This window comes from Pseudomonas sp. p50(2008) (genome assembly GCF_015351605.1).
Taxonomy (GTDB): domain Bacteria; phylum Pseudomonadota; class Gammaproteobacteria; order Pseudomonadales; family Pseudomonadaceae; genus Aquipseudomonas.
Genome location: NZ_JACMYF010000010.1, coordinates 186801 through 205008 on the forward strand (window position 1 = coordinate 186801; position 18208 = coordinate 205008).

16 protein-coding genes are annotated in these 18208 nt (G+C 59.3%); 9 read left to right on the plus strand and 7 right to left on the minus strand.

What is annotated here, in order from left to right:
- Positions 1 to 49: 49 nt before the first annotated feature.
- From dnaQ to H7698_RS26120, 3 genes are all read right to left on the minus strand, one after another.
- Positions 50 to 808: a DNA polymerase III subunit epsilon gene (gene dnaQ, locus H7698_RS26110; protein ID WP_162436780.1), complete on the minus strand. Its 759-nt coding sequence runs from the start codon at positions 806 to 808 to the stop codon at positions 50 to 52.
- Between the two features lie 203 nt (positions 809 to 1011).
- Positions 1012 to 1464, minus strand: coding sequence for a ribonuclease HI (rnhA, locus tag H7698_RS26115; RefSeq protein WP_008028618.1), 453 nt, complete (start codon positions 1462 to 1464; stop codon positions 1012 to 1014).
- A 92-nt stretch (positions 1465 to 1556) separates the two neighbouring features.
- A complete protein-coding gene (locus H7698_RS26120) occupies positions 1557 to 2315 on the minus strand; it encodes a methyltransferase domain-containing protein (RefSeq protein WP_194693263.1) in 759 nt (252 codons plus the stop codon).
- A 65-nt stretch (positions 2316 to 2380) separates the two neighbouring features.
- Between H7698_RS26120 and gloB the strand changes: the two genes are divergently transcribed.
- From gloB to fabI, 8 genes are all read left to right on the plus strand, one after another.
- A complete protein-coding gene (gene gloB, locus H7698_RS26125; protein ID WP_194693390.1) occupies positions 2381 to 3148 on the plus strand; it encodes a hydroxyacylglutathione hydrolase in 768 nt (255 codons plus the stop codon).
- A gap of 99 nt (positions 3149 to 3247) precedes the next feature.
- Positions 3248 to 4678: a transglycosylase SLT domain-containing protein gene (locus tag H7698_RS26130; protein WP_162436782.1), complete on the plus strand. Its 1431-nt coding sequence runs from the start codon at positions 3248 to 3250 to the stop codon at positions 4676 to 4678.
- A gap of 315 nt (positions 4679 to 4993) precedes the next feature.
- Positions 4994 to 6808, plus strand: coding sequence for an extracellular solute-binding protein (locus tag H7698_RS26135; protein ID WP_442966332.1), 1815 nt, complete (start codon positions 4994 to 4996; stop codon positions 6806 to 6808).
- Positions 6805 to 8646 (plus strand): extracellular solute-binding protein, encoded by a 1842-nt coding sequence (locus tag H7698_RS26140; protein ID WP_194693265.1) that lies wholly within the window; start codon positions 6805 to 6807, stop codon positions 8644 to 8646. The genes H7698_RS26135 and H7698_RS26140 overlap by 4 nt, the downstream gene beginning before the upstream one ends.
- 4 nt (positions 8647 to 8650) lie before the next feature.
- A complete protein-coding gene (locus tag H7698_RS26145; RefSeq protein WP_162436785.1) occupies positions 8651 to 9724 on the plus strand; it encodes a microcin C ABC transporter permease YejB in 1074 nt (357 codons plus the stop codon).
- A 1-nt stretch (position 9725) separates the two neighbouring features.
- On the plus strand, positions 9726 to 10745 hold the full coding sequence (locus H7698_RS26150) for an ABC transporter permease (RefSeq protein ID WP_162436786.1): 1020 nt from the start codon (positions 9726 to 9728) through the stop codon (positions 10743 to 10745).
- Between the two features lies 1 nt (position 10746).
- Positions 10747 to 12357, plus strand: a complete 1611-nt coding sequence (locus tag H7698_RS26155) for an ABC transporter ATP-binding protein (RefSeq protein WP_194693266.1) — start codon at positions 10747 to 10749, stop codon at positions 12355 to 12357.
- 21 nt (positions 12358 to 12378) lie between these two features.
- Positions 12379 to 13173 carry an enoyl-ACP reductase FabI gene (gene fabI, locus H7698_RS26160; RefSeq protein WP_008152082.1) on the plus strand — a complete coding sequence of 265 codons (795 nt, stop codon included), beginning with the start codon at positions 12379 to 12381 and terminating at the stop codon, positions 13171 to 13173.
- A gap of 160 nt (positions 13174 to 13333) precedes the next feature.
- Here fabI and H7698_RS26165 read toward each other — a convergent pair whose 3' ends face one another.
- Positions 13334 to 14212 (minus strand): LysR family transcriptional regulator, encoded by an 879-nt coding sequence (locus tag H7698_RS26165; RefSeq protein WP_162436788.1) that lies wholly within the window; start codon positions 14210 to 14212, stop codon positions 13334 to 13336.
- A gap of 107 nt (positions 14213 to 14319) precedes the next feature.
- On the opposite strand from H7698_RS26165, the gene H7698_RS26170 reads away from it, so the two are divergent.
- Positions 14320 to 14745: a VOC family protein gene (locus H7698_RS26170; protein ID WP_194693267.1), complete on the plus strand. Its 426-nt coding sequence runs from the start codon at positions 14320 to 14322 to the stop codon at positions 14743 to 14745.
- Between the two features lie 18 nt (positions 14746 to 14763).
- Here the strand turns inward: H7698_RS26170 and H7698_RS26175 are convergent, their stop codons facing one another.
- The 3 genes from H7698_RS26175 to H7698_RS26185 form a co-directional block, all read right to left on the minus strand.
- A complete protein-coding gene (locus H7698_RS26175; protein WP_194693268.1) occupies positions 14764 to 15378 on the minus strand; it encodes a GGDEF domain-containing protein in 615 nt (204 codons plus the stop codon).
- A gap of 74 nt (positions 15379 to 15452) precedes the next feature.
- On the minus strand, positions 15453 to 16031 hold the full coding sequence (locus H7698_RS26180) for a hypothetical protein (protein ID WP_162436791.1): 579 nt from the start codon (positions 16029 to 16031) through the stop codon (positions 15453 to 15455).
- Between the two features lies 1 nt (position 16032).
- Positions 16033 to 18201, minus strand: coding sequence for a xanthine dehydrogenase family protein molybdopterin-binding subunit (locus H7698_RS26185; RefSeq protein WP_194693269.1), 2169 nt, complete (start codon positions 18199 to 18201; stop codon positions 16033 to 16035).
- Positions 18202 to 18208 lie beyond the last annotated feature (7 nt).

Here is an 18208-nt window from a genome sequence, read left to right on the forward strand (position 1 = left end):
GACGCCTGATGGTGCAAGTACGCACCCTTGCAGCAGCTGCTACAGAGAATCAGGCCTGCGCCTTGGCATCCGCCAGTTGCTGCCACAGCGATGCCGCACCGGCCGCCTTGGCAACCGCTTCAAGCCGCGCGAGGTGTTGGGACAGGTCGTCCTCGCTGGCGCGGATAATCCGTGTTGGCTGGCGATCAGCCGGCAAGCGTCGAATTTCGGTGGCCGAGTTGTCCGCCCCTTCGCCGGAACCGTTGCCATCGGAGGCATTGCCCGCCAGCGAAAGGCTGGTCTGGCCACCGGTCATGGTCAGGTAAACGTCGGCGAGAATCTCGGAGTCGAGCAAGGCGCCGTGCAGTTCACGGCCGGAGTTGTCGACGCCATAACGTTTGCACAAGGCATCCAGGCTGTTGCGCTGCCCAGGGTGACGTTCCCGGGCCATCATCAAGGTGTCGAGGATCGAACAGTGTTGCGTGATGTCCGCGCGATCGTGCTGACCCATCAGGGCAAATTCGTTGTTGATGAAGCCAACGTCGAACGCCGCGTTATGGATGATCAGCTGAGCGCCTTTGATGAACTCGTAGAATTCTTCGGCCACTTCATTGAAGCGCGGCTTGCCCACCAGGAATTCGTTGGTGATGCCGTGGACGCCGATCGCGCCTTCGTCACTTTCACGGTCTGGCTGCAGGTAAACGTGGAAATGCCGGCCCGTCAGGCGCCGACCAATCAACTCGACACAACCGATTTCGATAATCCGGTGGCCGTCGGTCACCGGCATGCCGGTGGTTTCGGTATCGAGTACAACGGATCTGGTGGCCATCAGTGCTCAGCTCTCAACGGGTCAAACTTGAAAAAGGGGGCGATGTTAACACGCTCGCGAAATCAGGCGCATGCAGCGCGGTGAACCTGCAAACTACTGTATTAGCAAAGCTTGCTCGCGATGCAGACGCTACGGTTCTTGGGGCTATGCGCGTTAACGTTCATCGCGAGCAAGCGTTGCTCCCACAGGGATTGGCAGCGCTTTTAAGCTTGCTTGTACCCGCGAACCTCATCGACCCCACGGTTGGCCAACTGATCCGCGCGTTCGTTGCCATGATGGCCAATGTGCCCACGTACCCACTTCCAGGTGACGTTGTGGCGATTGACCTGCTCATCCAGCAGCTTCCACAGGTCAGCGTTTTTCACCGGTTCCTTCGCGGCGGTTTTCCAGCCGCGCTTTTTCCAGTTGTCCATCCACTCGTTGATGCCTTTCATTACGTACTGCGAGTCGGTGACCAGCAGCACGTCACACGAACGCTTCAGCTCTTCGAGGCCGCGAATCGCCCCCATCAACTCCATACGGTTGTTGGTGGTGTTGGCTTCACCGCCCCAGAGTTCTTTTTCCACGCCCTTGCACACCAGCAACGCGCCCCAGCCGCCTGGACCAGGATTGCCCTTGCAGGCGCCGTCGGTGAAGAGTTCTACGCTATCGCTCATGCCAGTCTTTCCAGAAAATGCGGTGGCTCGCCGATCTGTGATCGACGATGCCCGAGGCCGGGGCAAACCCGGCCGGGAATTAAAAGAGGGTATTACGGTTCGATGCGGCGACGGTTGACCTTGGCCATCGGCAGTGGAATCAGCTTGCCCATCGGCTCGCGGCGCTCCTGACGGACAGGGCGCAGCCCTACCACGATCTTGCGTGCCACTAATAAATAGAAGCCTCCGCCCGACAGCTGCCAGTCACCGGCCTTGCGTTCCCAACCGGCCAGACGGGTCTGCCATGCCGGGGACGCAAGCGGCGGACGATAGCACCCGAAGCGGCGTTTCTCCAGCGCGAAGCCCAGCAGGTTCAACCAGTCACCGACTCGCGACGGAGAGATGCAACGTGCCTTGCTCAGGGCATCATGGGCGAACACATGACGCAGTCCCCAGCTACTCCAGGGGTTGATGCCGATAATCAGCAAATGGCCACCGGGGCGCACGCTGCTTGCCGCTTCGCGCAACAGACCGTGGGGTGACAGGCAAAAATCCAGCCCATGCTGCAGCACCACGACATCGGCTGCATGTTCGCTGAGTGGCCAGGCTTGTTCTTCGCAAACGATCTCGACACCCGGCAACGGCGCGCCGAGCCGCACATTGCGCTGAACCTGCGGCGCCGAAGGCGGTGTCTCGGCCGACGGCCCGTAGTGCACCAGGTAGCCACCAAAGAACCGTCCCAACTCGTCCTCGAGCATGCGACGCTCTTCATTCAGCAGGAATTGCCCGATAGGACCGGACAGCCATTCACGGGCTGCGCTGATCAGTTCCAGCCAGTCTGGATCGGCCTGTGCGAACGCTTTATCGGTCATTGCATTCTCCAACGCGCCAGGAAGCTCTAAGATGCGCCAATGTTTTCCGCTTGGCGAATTCGACGATGATACAGATCAGTGCCCTACCCGCCTTTACCGACAACTACATCTGGTTGTTACAAGATCACGGTACCCAACGCTGCGCCGTGGTCGATCCGGGCGATGCAGCGCCCGTCCAGGCCTGGCTTGCCGCACACCCTGGCTGGGTGTTGAGCGACATTCTGATTACGCACCACCACCATGATCACGTCGGTGGTGTCGAGCAGCTGAAAAAGGCGACGGACGCGACAGTATATGGCCCCGCCAGCGAAAGTATCCCGGCCCGGGACGTCGCGCTCAAGGACAACGACCGCGTCAGCGTTCTGGGTTGGGAATTCGATGTCTTCGCCGTTCCCGGCCATACCCTGGGGCATATCGCCTTTTATCATCATGGTTTGCTGTTTTGCGGCGACACCCTGTTCGCTGCTGGTTGCGGCCGTCTGTTCGAGGGCACGCCGGAGCAAATGTTCACCTCGCTGACGCGGCTCGCCGCGTTGCCTGAAGATACGCTGGTGTATTGCACACATGAATACACCCTGAGCAATTTACGCTTTGCCGCGGCGGTCGAAACGGGCAATCAGGACACTGCCGAACGGCTCGCAAAAGTCGCTCAACAGCGCGAAGCCGGGATCATGACGCTGCCTTCGACGTTGGCCCTGGAAAAACTGACCAATCCGTTCCTGCGTGCCGGCGAAACATCCGTTAAACAAAAAGTGGACGAACGGAGTGGCACTGATAATGCCAGTCCGAGTGCGGTTTTTGCTGCCTTGCGTGCGTGGAAAGACAAGTTCTAGGGGGGCTACTCATCGGTACAAGAATTCTGAATGGTTGACCGCAGGGGGTGCGCTTTCTAGAATCGCCCGACATTTTTGCCCGGAACTAACTTCCAGCCAATGTCGTCATCTATTCGTAAAGCCATCAATTCAGACGCATTGACCCGCCTGGCTCAAGCCATCGCGGTGGCTGTGTCCGCCACCCTGGCGGGCTGTTCAAGCCATGTGCCGCAGACCGAAGCGGCACACACCCCGAATATCGCCGCACGAGCCAAACAGAAGCCCATCTGGCTCAGCGAAAAACCTGTACCGCAAATCCCGCAGGATGTCTGGGAGCGCATGCGCCAAGGCTTCCAGCTGCAGGACGGCCTGGGCGTCAACCCGCGCATCGAGCAGCAGCGCCTGTGGTTCGCCAGTAACCCGTCATTCCTGGAAAACGCCGGGGATCGCGGCAGTCTCTATATCCATTACATCGTCGAACGCCTTGAAGAACGCAACATGCCACTGGAACTGGCACTGTTGCCGGTGATTGAAAGCGCCTACAACCCGATGGCCTATTCCCGGGCCAACGCGGTGGGTCTTTGGCAATTCATCCCTTCCACCGGGCGTTACTTCAACCTGCGTCAAACCCGTTTTTACGATGGCCGACGTGATATCACCGCCTCGACCACCGCGGCGATGGATTACCTGACCAAACTGCACGACATGTTCAACGGCGACTGGCTGCTGGCCCTCGCGGCTTACAACGCGGGCGAAGGTACGGTCAGCCGTGCTATCGAGCGTAATGAAAAGCTGGGCCTGCCAACCGATTACTGGAACCTGCCGCTGCCGGCTGAAACCCAGGCTTATGTGCCGAAACTGCTGGCACTGTCGCAAGTGGTGCTTTCGCCTGAAGCCTACGGGGTGAACCTCAACCCGATCGCCAACGAACCCTACTTCCAGGTTGTCGAAATCAACCAGCGCATGGACCTGTCCAAGGTTGCAGCGGTCGCCAACATCGACGAAGACGAGCTGTTCCAGCTCAACCCGGCGTTCAAACAGCGCACTACCATCGATGGCCCCCAGCATCTGCTGGTGCCAACATCGAAGGCACAGCTGTTAACGACCAGCCTGTCGACCATGCGTCCCGACGAGTTGATCAGCAAGCGGCCGCTCAAACCGGTTTTCGAAGGCGTAGACAGTCGTGAGGTGGCGACCCTCAAGCGCACCTATCGGGTCAAGCGTGGCGACAACCTCGGCACGATTGCCAAAGCCAACAACGTCGACGTCAAAGACCTGCAACGCTGGAACAAGCTGACGGGCAAGAACCTCAAGGCCGGTCAGACCCTGGTGATGCAGGACAACACCAAACGCAGCGCTGGACGTATCAACACGGTAGTCGCGTCGAACAGCAAGAAGCAGCAGACGAAATACAAGGTCAAGCAAGGCGACTCGTTGTACATGGTGGCCAAACGTTTCAACGTTGAAATGCAGCACCTCAAGCGCTGGAACCCGCGCGTAGGCCAGGCCCTCAAGCCTGGACAGATGCTGACGGTCTACTCCCCGCATTAAAAAAAGCCCCTGACTTCAGGGGCTTTTTTTTGCTCGAGAGCATTATGCAAATCCCCTGTAGCAGCTGGCGAAGCCTGCGTTCGGCTGCGAAACAGTCGTCAAACCTGCGTCACGATTTTCCCCAAAACCCGTGCTGTCTCAATTCACGACTGCTACGCAGCCGAACGCAGGCTTCGCCAGCTGCTACAGGTCTCGCTGCATGAATTAAGGCGTCATTAATCTCCGTCTTTTTCCTGTCCATACAAGCTGTTACTGTACGGACCACAAAGCCCAAGCCGCCTGGATCGGATCTCTGACTTGAAGCGTCCCCTCCTCCTGCTCCTGATCAGCCTGGCCTTGAGCTCCACCGCAAGCGCGACGATCAGCGAAAGCCATGGTTATGCGCAGTTCGGCACACTCAAGTACCCGGCCAGATTTACCCACTTCGACTGGGTCAACCCGCAAGCGCCGAAAGGCGGTACGTTGCGGGTGATGGCGTTTGGCACCTTCGATACGCTCAACCCCTACACCTTCAAGGGCTTAAGCCCGGTTTCCACGCCGAACTTCCCACAATATGGCATCAACGAGCTCAACGAGCCGCTAATGGTCGGCACCGGTCAGTACGCACCCTCCGGTGACGAACCAACCTCCAGTTACGGCTTGATCGCCCAAACGGTCGAATACAGCGAAGACCGCAGCTGGGTGGTGTTCAACCTGCGCCCTGAAGCACGCTTTCACGACGGCTCACCGATCACCGCGTACGACGTCGCGTTTTCCTACCGGCTGCTACTCAAGGAAGGGCATCCGCAGTACCGCACCAATCTCCAGGAAGTGTTGCGGGTCGACATCCTCAACCCGCATCGCATCCGGTTCGTCTTCAAGCGCGCCGGCAATCCTTTGCTGATCCTGCGCCTGGGCGAGTTACCAGTGCTGCCACAGCACTACTGGAAAGATCGTGATTTCAAGGCCACCACCTTCGAACCCCCGCTGGGCAGCGGACCTTATCGCATCACCTCGGTCACTCCGGGGCGCCAGCTCATATTCGAGCGGGTCAAGGATTACTGGGGCAAGGACCTGCCGGTCAATCGCGGCAAATACAACGTCGATCGCATGGAGGTCGAGTTCTACCGCGACAGCGACGTCGCCTTCGAAGCCTTCAAGGCCGGTGAATTCGACATCTACATCGAACACCAGGCGAAAAACTGGGCAAACGGCTACCGCTTCCCGGCCGTCACCCGGGGCGACGTGATCAAGGCACAGATCCCGCACCAGATCCCGACCCAAAGTCAGGGCCTGTTCATGAACACCCGTCGGGCAACGCTCAATGACCCCAAGGTCCGCGAAGCATTGGGGCTGATGTTCGACTTCGAATGGACCAATCGCACGTTGTTCAGCGGCGCCTACAAGCGCGCCATGAGCTACTACCCCAACAGCGAGTTTTCCGCCACCGGCCTGCCGGTCGGCCATGAATGGTTGATGCTCAAGCCCTACCGTGACCAGTTGCCGGCAAAACTCTTCACCGAGCCCTTCAGCCTGCCCCAGACCGATGGCCGCGGTATCCCGCGGGACACGTTGCGCAGGGCGCTGGGCCTGCTCGCTGAAGCGGGCTGGAAACTCAATGGCCAACGCGTGCAGAACGCTGCCGGCCAACCGCTGCGGCTGGAGATTTTGCTGGTCAACCCCAACCTGGAACGCATTCTTCAACCCTATGTGGAAAACCTCGCCAGCATCGGCATCGATGCCCGGCTACGCACGGTTGATCGCGCCCAGTACAAACAACGCCTGGATCAGTTCGATTTCGACATGATCCTGATAACCCTCAATCAGACACTGAGCCCGGGCCTGGAGCAATGGCAGTACTTCCATTCGAGCCAGGTCGGGGTCAAGGGCAGTAAAAACTACGCGGGGATTGCCAACCCCGTTGTCGACCATCTGCTTGAGCAATTACTCGCGGCCCAGACCCGAGACGAACAAGTAGCCGCCGGCAAAGCCCTGGACCGGGTGCTGTTGTGGCAGCACTACATCATTCCCAACTGGTACCTCAATTATCACCGCCTGGCCTACCGCAACCGGTTCGCCTTTGTTACCACGCCGCCCTACACCCTGGGCCTGAGCGCGTGGTGGCTGAAATCTTCGGAGAAGGATCGATGAAACCCGTACGTGCCTTGCTCTTGCAGGCCAGCGGTCTGTTGTTTGCCGGACTGGCCTGCGCCGCCCCGCAACACGCCCTGACCTTGTACAACGAGCCGCCGAAATACCCCGCTGACTTCAAGCATTTCGATTACGTGAACCCGGACGCCCCGAAAGGCGGGATTTTTCGGCAGGCGGGATTTGGCGGCTTCGACAGCCTTAATCCGTTCATCAGCAAAGGTGTCCCGGCCGATGACATCGGCATCATCTACGACACCCTGGCCAAACAGGGGCTGGATGAACCGTTTACCGAATACGGCCTGGTCGCCGGCAAAATCGAAAAAGCCCCGGACAACAGCTGGGTGCGTTTCTACCTGCGCCCGGAAGCACGATTCCACGACGGTCACCCGATCCGCGCCGAAGACGTGGTGTTCAGCTATGACATGCTGACCAAAGAAGGTGCGCCACTCTATCGCGGCTACTACAGCGACGTCGCGGAAGTGGTCGCCGAAGACCCGCTGACGGTGCTGTTCAAATTCAAGCACAGCAATAACCGCGAACTTCCGTTGATCCTCGGCCAATTGCCGGTCCTGCCCAAGCATTGGTGGGCCACCCGGGATTTCAACAAGGGCAATCTGGAACTGCCGTTGGGCAGCGGTCCCTATAAAGTCAGCCAAGTGAAGGCCGGACGCTCGGTGCGTTATGAACGGGTCAAGGATTACTGGGGCAAGGACCTGCCGGTCAACCGTGGTTTCTATAACTTCGACGTCATGACCACCGATTACTACCGCGACAACACCGTGGCCCTTGAAGCCCTCAAGGCCGGGCAGTTCGATTACTGGCTGGAGATGACCGCGAAAAACTGGGCCAACGCCTACAACATCCCGGCGGTCACCGAAGGTCGATTGATCAAGGAACAGATCCCCAACGGCAACCCCACCGGCATGCAGGGCTTCGTGTTCAACCTGCGCCGCCCGGTATTTCAGGACGTGCGCGTGCGCCAGGCCCTGACGCTGTTGCTGGACTTTGAATGGACCAACAAGCAACTGTTCAACGGCGCTTATGCGCGCACCCGCAGCTACTTCGAAAATTCGGAGATGGCCGCCACGGGCCTGCCGGACGCCGATCAGCTGGCAATCCTCGATCCGTTTCGCGGCAAGATCCCCGACCAGGTATTCAGCGAGGCGTTCCAGAACCCGGTGACTGATGCCAGCGGCATGATCCGCGCCCAGCAACGCAAGGCCTATCAACTGCTGCAGGAGGCCGGCTGGAGAATCGTCGACGACAAGATGGTCGACGCCACGGGTAAACCGGTGACCATTGAATTCCTGCTGGCCCAGACCGAATTCGAGCGCGTGCTGCTGCCATTCAAGCGCAACCTCAGCGACCTCGGTATCGATCTGGTGATCCGTCGGGTCGACGTCTCCCAATACATCAACCGTGTGCGCTCCCGGGACTTCGACATGATCGTTGGCGGCTTCCCGCAGTCCAACTCGCCGGGTAACGAACAGCGCGAATTCTGGATGTCGGCCGCCGCCGACAAGCCCGGCAGCCGCAATTCCATGGGCCTCAAGGACCCGGTGGTGGACCAGTTGGTCGAGCAGTTGATCAATTCCGATTCGCGCAACAGCCTGGTGGCTCACGCCCGCGCGCTGGACCGCGTGCTGCAATGGGGCTACTACGTGATCCCCAACTGGCACATCAAGACGTGGCGCGTGGCTTACTGGAACCATATCGGCCATCCGAAAATCTCACCCACGTACGATGTCGGCATCAACACCTGGTGGATCAAGCCCGACGCGAAACCGGCGATAGAGATCGAAACCAAACTGCAAACCGACGCTGCGGGCACGGAGTAATCAGATGCTGGCGTATATTTTTCGGCGACTGCTGCTGATCATTCCGACGTTGCTCGGCATTTTGCTGATCAACTTCGTCATCATTCAGGCTGCACCGGGTGGCCCTGTAGAGCAGATGATCGCCAAGCTCGAAGGCTTTGAAGGCGCCACCAGCCGCATCGCCGGCGGTGGTGCGGAGGTGTCGGTCGCCGGCTCGGCCTACCGCGGTGCCCAAGGCCTGGACCCGGCGCTGGTCAAGGAAATCGAGCACATGTACGGCTTCGACAAATCGGCGCCGGAACGCTTGTGGATCATGATCAAGAACTACGCCACGCTGGATTTCGGCGACAGCTTCTTCCGGGACGCCAAGGTCATCGACCTGATCAAGGAAAAGATGCCGGTGTCGATTTCCCTGGGCCTCTGGAGCACGCTGATCATGTACCTGGTGTCGATCCCGCTGGGGATCGCCAAGGCCACTCGACACGGCAGCCATTTCGACGTCTGGACCAGCTCGTTGATCATCGTCGGCTACGCGATTCCGGCGTTCCTGTTTGCCATCCTGCTGATCGTATTGTTCGCCGGCGGCAGTTACTTCGACTGGTTCCCGCTCAGGGGCCTGACCTCGAACAACTTCGACGAACTGAGCATGGGCGGCAAGATTCTCGACTACTTCTGGCACCTCGCGCTGCCGGTGACGGCCCTGGTGATCGGTAACTTTGCGACCATGACCTTGCTGACCAAGAACAGCTTCCTCGATGAAATCAACAAGCAATACGTGGTCACGGCCAAAGCCAAGGGCCTGACGAACCATCGCGTGCTTTACGGTCACGTCTTCCGTAACGCGATGCTGCTGGTGATCGCCGGCTTCCCGTCGGCGTTCATCGGGATTTTCTTCACCGGCTCGTTGCTGGTGGAAGTCATCTTCTCGCTCGACGGTCTCGGGCTGATGAGTTTTGAAGCGGCGATCAACCGCGATTACCCGGTGGTGTTTGGCACGCTGTTCATCTTTACCCTGTTGGGGTTGGTGGTGAAATTGATCGGTGACCTGACGTACACCTTTGTCGATCCGCGCATCGACTTCGAAAGCCGGGAGCATTGAGATGAATCTTTCCCCGCTCAATCGACGACGTTTCGAACTCTTCAAAGCCAACAAGCGTGGCTGGTGGTCACTCTGGCTGTTTCTGGTGCTGTTCGGCCTGAGCCTTGGCGCCGAACTCATCGCCAACGACAAACCGCTGGTGGTGCACTACGACGACGGCTGGTATTTCCCGGCGCTCAAGCGCTACCCGGAGACCACCTTCGGCGGCGAATTTCCGCTGGAAGCCAACTACAAAAGTCCCTACATCCGTGAACTGCTCAAGGCCAAGGACGCCTGGGTGCTGTGGGCGCCGATCCCCTATAGCTACCAGAGCATCAACTACGACCTGAAGGTGCCAGCTCCGGCGCCGCCGTCGGCCGACAACCTGCTGGGCACTGACGATCAGGGCCGCGACGTGTTGGCCCGGGTGATTTACGGCTTCCGGATTTCGGTGCTGTTTGCCCTGACGCTGACCGTCCTCAGCTCGATCATCGGTGTGATCGCCGGCGCCTTGCAGGGGTTCTATGGCGGTTGGGTCGACCTGGCCGGTCAGCGCTTTCTGGAGATCTGGTCCGGGCTGCCGGTGCTGTACCTGTTGATCATCCTCGCCAGCTTCGTCCAGCCGAACTTCTGGTGGCTGCTGGGGATCATGCTGCTGTTCTCCTGGATGAGCCTGGTCGACGTGGTACGCGCCGAATTCCTGCGCGGCCGCAACCTTGAGTACGTCCGCGCAGCCCGTGCCCTGGGGATGCAGAACGGTGCGATCATGTTCCGCCACATCTTGCCCAATGCCATGGTGTCGACCATGACGTTCATGCCCTTTATTCTGACCGGCGCCATCGGCACCTTGACCGCACTGGATTTCCTCGGCTTCGGTTTGCCAGCTGGTAGCCCGTCGCTGGGGGAGCTGGTGGCACAGGGCAAATCCAACCTGCAAGCGCCGTGGCTAGGCATGAGTGCCTTTGCCGTACTGGCGTTGATGCTGAGTCTGCTGGTATTTATCGGTGAGTCCGCTCGCGATGCCTTCGACCCGAGGAAGTGAAATGAATCAGGACAATCTGATCGAAGTACGCGACCTCTCCGTCGAGTTTGTCGTGGGAGAGCGCTGTCAGCGCGTGGTTGAAGGTGTCAGTTTCGATATCAAGCGCGGTGAAACCCTGGCACTGGTGGGTGAAAGCGGCTCCGGAAAATCCGTGACGGCCCACTCCATCCTGCGGTTGCTGCCCTACCCGCTTGCCCGGCATCCCTCCGGGACCATCGAGTATTCGGGACAGGACCTGCTGAGCCTGAAAGAAAAAACCATCCGGCATATCCGCGGTAACCGGATCGCGATGATCTTCCAGGAGCCGATGACCTCGCTCAATCCGCTGCACTCGATCGAGAAGCAGATCAACGAGGTGCTGGGCATCCACAAAGGCCTGGTCGGTAAAATCGCGACGAAACGAACCCTAGAATTGCTGGAAATGGTCGGTATTCCCGAACCGCACAAGCGCCTCAAGGCGTTGCCCCATGAATTGTCCGGCGGGCAGCGACAGCGCGTGATGATCGCCATGGCGCTGGCCAATGAGCCGGAACTGTTGATCGCCGATGAACCGACCACTGCGCTGGACGTGACCGTTCAGCTGAAAATCCTCGAACTGCTCAAGGAATTGCAGGCGCGCCTGGGCATGGCGTTGCTACTGATCAGTCACGATTTGAACCTGGTGCGAAGAATTGCGCATCGAGTATGTGTCATGCAGCGCGGTTGCATCGTCGAACAGGCATCGTGCGAAGAGTTGTTCCGCGCGCCGCAGCATCCGTACACTCGGGAGCTGCTGGCAGCGGAGCCCAGCGGCAAGCCGGCGACCAATGTCATCGGCCCGCCATTGCTGCAGGTCGAGGACTTGAAAGTCTGGTTTCCGATCAAGAAAGGCTTGCTGAAAAAGACGGTCGATCACATCAAGGCGGTAGACGGAATCAACTTCAGCCTGCCTCAAGGCCAGACCTTGGGAATTGTGGGGGAAAGCGGTTCCGGCAAATCGACACTGGGTCTGGCGATTTTGCGGTTGATCGGCAGCAAAGGCGCGATCCGTTTTGAAGGCAAGCAGCTAGACTGCCTGACGCAGCAACAGGTTCGACCGCTACGGCGGGAGATGCAGGTGGTGTTTCAGGACCCGTTCGGCAGCTTGAGTCCTCGGATGTGCGTAAGCCAGATCATCGGCGAAGGCCTGCGGATCCACAAGATGGGCACCGAGGCTGAACAGGAACAAGCGATTATTGCAGCACTCAAGGAGGTAGGCCTGGACCCGGAAACCCGGAACCGCTACCCCCACGAATTTTCCGGTGGGCAGCGGCAGAGAATCGCCATTGCCCGGGCATTAGTGTTAAAACCGGCGCTGATTCTGCTGGACGAGCCAACCTCGGCGCTCGACCGGACAGTGCAACGCCAAGTGGTGGTGCTACTGCGTTCACTGCAAACCAAGTACAACCTGACGTATCTGTTTATCAGCCATGACCTGGCTGTCGTCAAAGCGCTGAGCCACCAGCTGATGGTGGTCAAGCATGGCCAAGTGGTCGAACAGGGAGACGCGCAAAGTATCTTTGCCGCCCCCCAACATCCGTATACACAGCAGTTGCTGGAAGCCGCTTTCCTGGCACCAGCCACTGCGCAATAACCTGAAAGAGAGGAGCAACACATGGGTTTTCTCGCCGGTAAGCGCGTACTGATCGTCGGTGTCGCCAGCAAGCTGTCCATCGCATCCGGCATCGCTGCCGCCATGCATCGCGAGGGCGCTGAGCTTGCCTTCACTTATCAGAACGACAAACTCAAGGGTCGTGTCGAAGAGTTCGCACAAAGCTGGGGTTCGAACCCGGACCTGTGCTTCCCGTGCGACGTGGCCAGCGATGAAGAAATCGCCAAGGTCTTCGTTGAATTGGGCAAGAAGTGGGACGGCCTGGATTGCATCGTGCACTCCGTAGGCTTCGCACCGGGCGACCAGCTGGATGGCGACTTCACCGAAGCCACCACCCGTGAAGGATTCCGTATCGCTCACGACATCAGCGCCTACAGCTTCGTGGCCTTGGCCAAAGCCGGTCGCGAAATGATGAAAGGCCGCAACGGCAGCCTGCTGACTCTGTCGTACCTGGGCGCTGAGCGCACCATGCCTAACTACAACGTCATGGGCATGGCCAAAGCTTCCCTGGAAGCTGGCGTGCGTTACCTGGCCGGCTCCCTTGGCCCGGACGGCACCCGCGTCAACTGCGTCTCGGCAGGCCCGATCCGCACCCTCGCCGCTTCCGGCATCAAGAACTTCCGCAAGATGCTGGCCGCCAACGAAGCGCAAACTCCGCTGCGTCGTAACGTCACTATCGACGAAGTCGGCAACGCGGGCGCCTTTCTGTGCTCGGACCTGGCTTCGGGCATCAGCGGCGAAATCATGTACGTAGACGGCGGTTTCAACACCACCGCCATGGGCAGCCTCGAAGAGTAATCTTCAGCTCGCCAATGAAAAAACCCGCCTCTTCTGGCGGGTTTTTTTACGCCTGCAATTTACCGAAAAACACAAATCCCTTGTGGAAGCGAACCTGCTCGCAATATCGGTATGTCATTCAGCATGTATGTCGCCTGGCAAGCCACTATCGCGAGCTGGCTCACTCCTGCAGGGTGGCTGATTCGCCTCTCAGGCACTGCGCAAACAATTGCTGGATCGGCTGCATACGATGGCTGTACCGCTGCAACAACACCATCTCCCGATAAAACGTCAGTTCGCCCAACGGGATCACCCTGACCTTCGCGCCATACTCCAGCCACAGCCCGGCCCGAGGCAGCAACGAAACGCCCAGCCCGCACTCGACCATTTTCACGATGGCCTCCAGCTCATCCAGCTCAAGAGCACTCTGCACGTCGATCCGCTGCTCACGCAAAAAGCGCGTCACCAGGCGTCCGCCGAACGAGTTACGGTCATAGCGCACATGGGGATGGTCAGTCAGTAACTGCAATGGGTCATCGCCCGGCTGATCGAGTGGAACAATCAGGACAAAAGGCTCCCGCCGAATAACCTGCGCCGACAGTTCCTTGGGCAGTTCGAACGGCGGTTTGATCAGGATTGCCAGGTCCACTTCTCCCGTGTCCACCTGACTCAATAAGTTCAGTGATACCCCTGGCACCAGTTTCGGTTCCAGCTGGGGCGCCTGTTGCCGTAAACGCAGTAATGCCTGTGGCAGCAATCCGGTTTGCGCCGTCGCTACCGCCCCGATTTTCAGCTCTCCCCGGTATTCGCTCACGTCATCGCTGATCGCCATGCGGCTGAACGTGTCGAGCATGTCCCTGGCCATCGGCAACGCGCGCAGCCCCGCCGCATTCAGCAGTGCCTGGCGCCCCGTGCGATCGAACAGGCGAATACCCAGTGCCTGCTCGAGATTACGAATCTGCGCGCTGACCGCCGACTGGGTAAGGCCGATGTGCATGCCCGCCGCGGCAAAGGTGCCGTAGCGCGCGACAGCGAGGAAGGTTTTCAGCTCTCGTAACATTGGCGTCTCAACTGATCGAAATAATTCATGCTCGGCGCAAAAACTATCGTCTTTCAAACACAATTCACAGAGATAAACTCAGCGTTCACTCTATCGAGATCCAGCCTATGTCTCTTTCTCCTTTTCACCTGGCCATCCCGGTTTACGACCTCGCCGCCGCGCGCCATTTTTACGCGGCCGTGTTCGAGCTGGAAGAAGGCCGTTCCAGCGATCATTGGGTCGACTTCAACTTCTTCGGCCATCAGCTTGTGATCCATCTGGCACCGAAGAATGCTTCCCAGGAAGCCGCCCACACCAATGCCGTCGACGGCCACAACGTGCCCGTGCCGCATTTCGGCGTGGTATTGGGGATGTCGGAATGGGAGGCCCTGGCCGAGCGTTTGCAATCCCTGGGCACGCGCTTCGTGATCGAGCCCGGCATCCGATTTCAGGGGTTGGTGGGCGAGCAGGCCACAATGTTCCTGTTCGATCCTTGCGGTAACGCACTGGAGTTCAAGGCCTTCAAGGACATCGATCAGCTGTTTGCCAAATGAGTGAGAGACGCAGGACGCTTAAAACCGGACCGATCCCTGGTGCCGTGCAAGATCAATCGCGGCCATCAGGCCATCAACAGTGCCGTGAGTCTCAGGATCGAATTCGATTTGTTCAATGCTGAAGCGAATGTCGTAACCAGGGTGCGCGGTGGCAAGGCGCTCATCGAGCATTTCCTGAACCCTTGCCCTGATACCGGCGATTTCTACCGCAGACGAGCCGGCCAACAGCACCGCGAACTCATCACCGCCTACGCGTCCAACCACGTCACTTTCGCGAAAGGCGATACGCAAAACATCGGCAAAGGATTTCAGGGCTTTGTCGCCCTCGCCACGCCCGTACACGTCGTTGATCTGGTTGAAATAAGTCAGGTCGAATAGCAGCAACGTCGCCGGTTTCTCCAGCTGCTGACAGGCATCCAGCCACAACTGGGCCAGAACCAGAAACCCGTGAAGGTTCGTCAGCAGGGTCAACTCGTCCATGCTTGCCATTTGCACCGCCGTTAGCTGTTGCTCGAACGAACGTGCCAGCTCTCTCATCCGTTCCCGATCTTGCACTGCATTTTCGAGAACACTGCGTTCGCATGAGAGCTCTGTGTGAGCACCGGATTTACCCGGTTTTCCTGAAACGACCATCAGTCACTCCGCAGGAGGGTATATACATTAGAGACCCCCTTTCCCGGTATGACTCACTATTTTGCTACCGCTGGTCAGATACCCTCGACGGGGCAAGGCCCTCCTGCATCAGCCCAAAGCTTGAACTGGGCGACAAAAATGTCGTGTGGAACCGGTACCGGCGCTCGTCCTGCACCAGGGTTCCAGCCCCATAACACCAGCTTGTCATCGCTGACATGTTTGATCAGCGCCGCAAAATCCCGGTCGCCATTGCTGGAACGGTCCTTGATCATCGCGCACAGTTTGTCTGCCGGAAGTCCGATCCAGGCCATTTTGTGCGCTGCTGGCGGCAGGCTCCAATGCGGTGCTCCGGGCGGTGCATTGGGACCGTAACTGGCCGGCGGATTGGCTTCCGCATGGCAGGTAGCACAGGGCAAACCCGCCGCGCCCTTCCCGTCCATGCCACGGACCACATTCATGGCGTGGGGAACGCCGGCGTCGAACTGCAGTGGAGAATCGCCGGGAATGTGGCAGTTTTGGCAACGGGGGCTCTGGAAGACTTTCTGCACCGTCTCGAACGCCTTCAAGGCTTCTTTATCGTCGGCGAACAGGTCTTCGGCATACGCTGCCAGGCCGAACAGAATCACCGCACCCAGTACCAGATGTCGTCTCATCTCACACCCCCGACAGTTGCAGCGGCAGTTCCCGCAGCCGTTGCCCGGTCAATGCGAATACCGCATTGGCCACCGCAGGTGCCGTGGGCGGTACCCCCGCCTCGCCAATGCCTCCGGGCTTGTCGGTACTGGGCACGATATGCACTTCGACCACGGGCATTTCGTTCAGGCGCAGCACTTGATAGTCGTGGTAGTTGGACTGCACCACTTTGCCGTCCTTGAACGTCAGTTTGCTGTGCAACGCAAACCCCAGGCCGAAGGTGATGCACGATTCCATCTGCGCCGCGATGCTTTGCGGGTTGACCGCAATCCCGCAGTCCACCGCACAGACCACGCGATGCACACGGATCGCCAGGTTGTCCTGGGACACTTCGGCCACTTGCGCGACGTAGCTGCCGAACGACTCATGCACCGCCACGCCCAGCGCGTGGCCGTCCGGCAGCGGCGCTGTCCAGTTGGCTTTTTCGACGGCAAGGTTGAGTACGCCGAGATGCCGTGGGTGGTCCATGAGCAAAGTGCGTCGATAGTCGACCGGGTCCTTGCCCGCCGCCTCGGCCAATTCGTCGATCAGCGACTCCATCACGAACGCCGTATGACTGTGTCCGACCGAGCGCAACCACAACACGTTGATGCCGGTTTTCGGCGAATGCAGCTCGACCTGATGATGCGCCAGACCTTCGAGATAGGGACTGTCCGCCACCCCTTCAACCGAGGTTTTGTCGATGCCACCCTTGACCATCGCCTCTTCGAGCATCGTACCGGCCATGATCGATTGCCCGACCATGACATGCTTCCATGCGATGGGCATCCCGCCAGCATCCATGCCGATACGCGCCTGATGCAGAAACGCCGACCGGTAGTAGCCGCCACGTATGTCGTCTTCTCGCGACCATACGGTTTTCACCGGACCACCTGCGGCTTTGGCGACCTCCACCGCTTCCGCGACGAAATCCGAGGTCGGGTTGGCTCGCCGACCAAACCCGCCGCCGAGAAATTCGGTGTGAATAATGACCTGCTCAGGCTTTAGCCCGGTGATTTTTCCGGCGATCATTTGATCCAGTGTCTGAAACTGCGTACCCGTCCAGATCTCGCATTTGTCCTGGGTGATTTTCACGGTGCAGTTAAGCGGCTCCATCGGAGCGTGGGCCAGGTAAGGCACGCTGTATTCGACGTCGATCGTTTTCGCCGCCTTGCCCAGCGTGCCCTGGGCGTCGCCGGCCGTGCTGGCTGGCAGCCCTGTGGTGCCAGCGAGCTTGCGGAAACTCTCCAACAGGATTTGGCTGTCGAGGCCGGTGTTCGGGCCCAGGTCCCAATCGACCTTGAGTGCATCGCGGCCCAGTTTCGCGGCCCAGTAATGATCGGCGATGACGGCGACACCGCTGGGTACCTGCACCACTTTGTGCACACCCGGAATCGCCAGCGCCTCGGCGCCTTCGAAGGATTTGACGCTGCCGCCGAACACCGGCGAACGCGCGACCATCGCCGTCATCAGGCCTTCGAATTGCACGTCGATGCCGAACCTGGCCCGCCCGGTGATTTTCTCTGGTGTGTCCAGCCGTTTAGTGGGCTTGCCGATCAGTTTCCAGTCCTTGGCTTCTTTGAGTTTGATCGAAGCAGGGTCGGGCACGGGTAGCTTGCCGGCGTCGTCCGCCAGCTCGCCATAGGTGGCGCGGTTGTCGCCTGCGATGACCACGCCGGACTCGGTACGAATGGCCGAAGGCGCTACGCCGAAACGTTTGGCTGCTGCGTCGATCAGCATTAACCGGGCTGCCGCGCCGGCCTGGCGGTAACGGTCGAATTCCATCCAGGTCGACGTTGACCCACCCGTAATCTGCATCCCGCCAAACCCGGCCAGGCCATAGTCGGCAGCCGATGCCGGTGAGTGTTCGACGATGATTGTCGACCAATCGGCATCCAGTTCCTCAGCGATCAGCATGGTCAGGCCGGTCCAGATGCCCTGGCCCATTTCCGAATGCCCGAGCAGTACCGTGACGCTGTTGTCATTGCCGATTCGCAGAAAAGCATTCGGTGCAAACACGTTCCCCTGGTTCTCGGCGCCCGTCGCGAACCGGTGGGCACCGGGGATGACGAACGCCACCACCAGCCCGCCACCCAACACGACGCTGCCTTTGAGAAATCCACGCCGCGATAACGGATTGAAGCTGTTCATTACTCAC

Coding starts and splice junctions, on each gene's coding strand:
- dnaQ (WP_162436780.1), bottom strand. CDS start 808: ATGGCCACCAGATCCGTTGTACTCGATACCGAAACCACCGGCATGCCG.
- rnhA (WP_008028618.1), bottom strand. CDS start 1,464: ATGAGCGATAGCGTAGAACTCTTCACCGACGGCGCCTGCAAGGGCAAT.
- H7698_RS26120 (WP_194693263.1), bottom strand. CDS start 2,315: ATGACCGATAAAGCGTTCGCACAGGCCGATCCAGACTGGCTGGAACTG.
- gloB (WP_194693390.1), top strand. CDS start 2,381: ATGATACAGATCAGTGCCCTACCCGCCTTTACCGACAACTACATCTGG.
- H7698_RS26130 (WP_162436782.1), top strand. CDS start 3,248: ATGTCGTCATCTATTCGTAAAGCCATCAATTCAGACGCATTGACCCGC.
- H7698_RS26140 (WP_194693265.1), top strand. CDS start 6,805: ATGAAACCCGTACGTGCCTTGCTCTTGCAGGCCAGCGGTCTGTTGTTT.
- H7698_RS26145 (WP_162436785.1), top strand. CDS start 8,651: ATGCTGGCGTATATTTTTCGGCGACTGCTGCTGATCATTCCGACGTTG.
- H7698_RS26150 (WP_162436786.1), top strand. CDS start 9,726: ATGAATCTTTCCCCGCTCAATCGACGACGTTTCGAACTCTTCAAAGCC.
- H7698_RS26155 (WP_194693266.1), top strand. CDS start 10,747: ATGAATCAGGACAATCTGATCGAAGTACGCGACCTCTCCGTCGAGTTT.
- fabI (WP_008152082.1), top strand. CDS start 12,379: ATGGGTTTTCTCGCCGGTAAGCGCGTACTGATCGTCGGTGTCGCCAGC.
- H7698_RS26165 (WP_162436788.1), bottom strand. CDS start 14,212: ATGTTACGAGAGCTGAAAACCTTCCTCGCTGTCGCGCGCTACGGCACC.
- H7698_RS26170 (WP_194693267.1), top strand. CDS start 14,320: ATGTCTCTTTCTCCTTTTCACCTGGCCATCCCGGTTTACGACCTCGCC.
- H7698_RS26175 (WP_194693268.1), bottom strand. CDS start 15,378: ATGGTCGTTTCAGGAAAACCGGGTAAATCCGGTGCTCACACAGAGCTC.
- H7698_RS26180 (WP_162436791.1), bottom strand. CDS start 16,031: ATGAGACGACATCTGGTACTGGGTGCGGTGATTCTGTTCGGCCTGGCA.
- H7698_RS26185 (WP_194693269.1), bottom strand. CDS start 18,201: ATGAACAGCTTCAATCCGTTATCGCGGCGTGGATTTCTCAAAGGCAGC.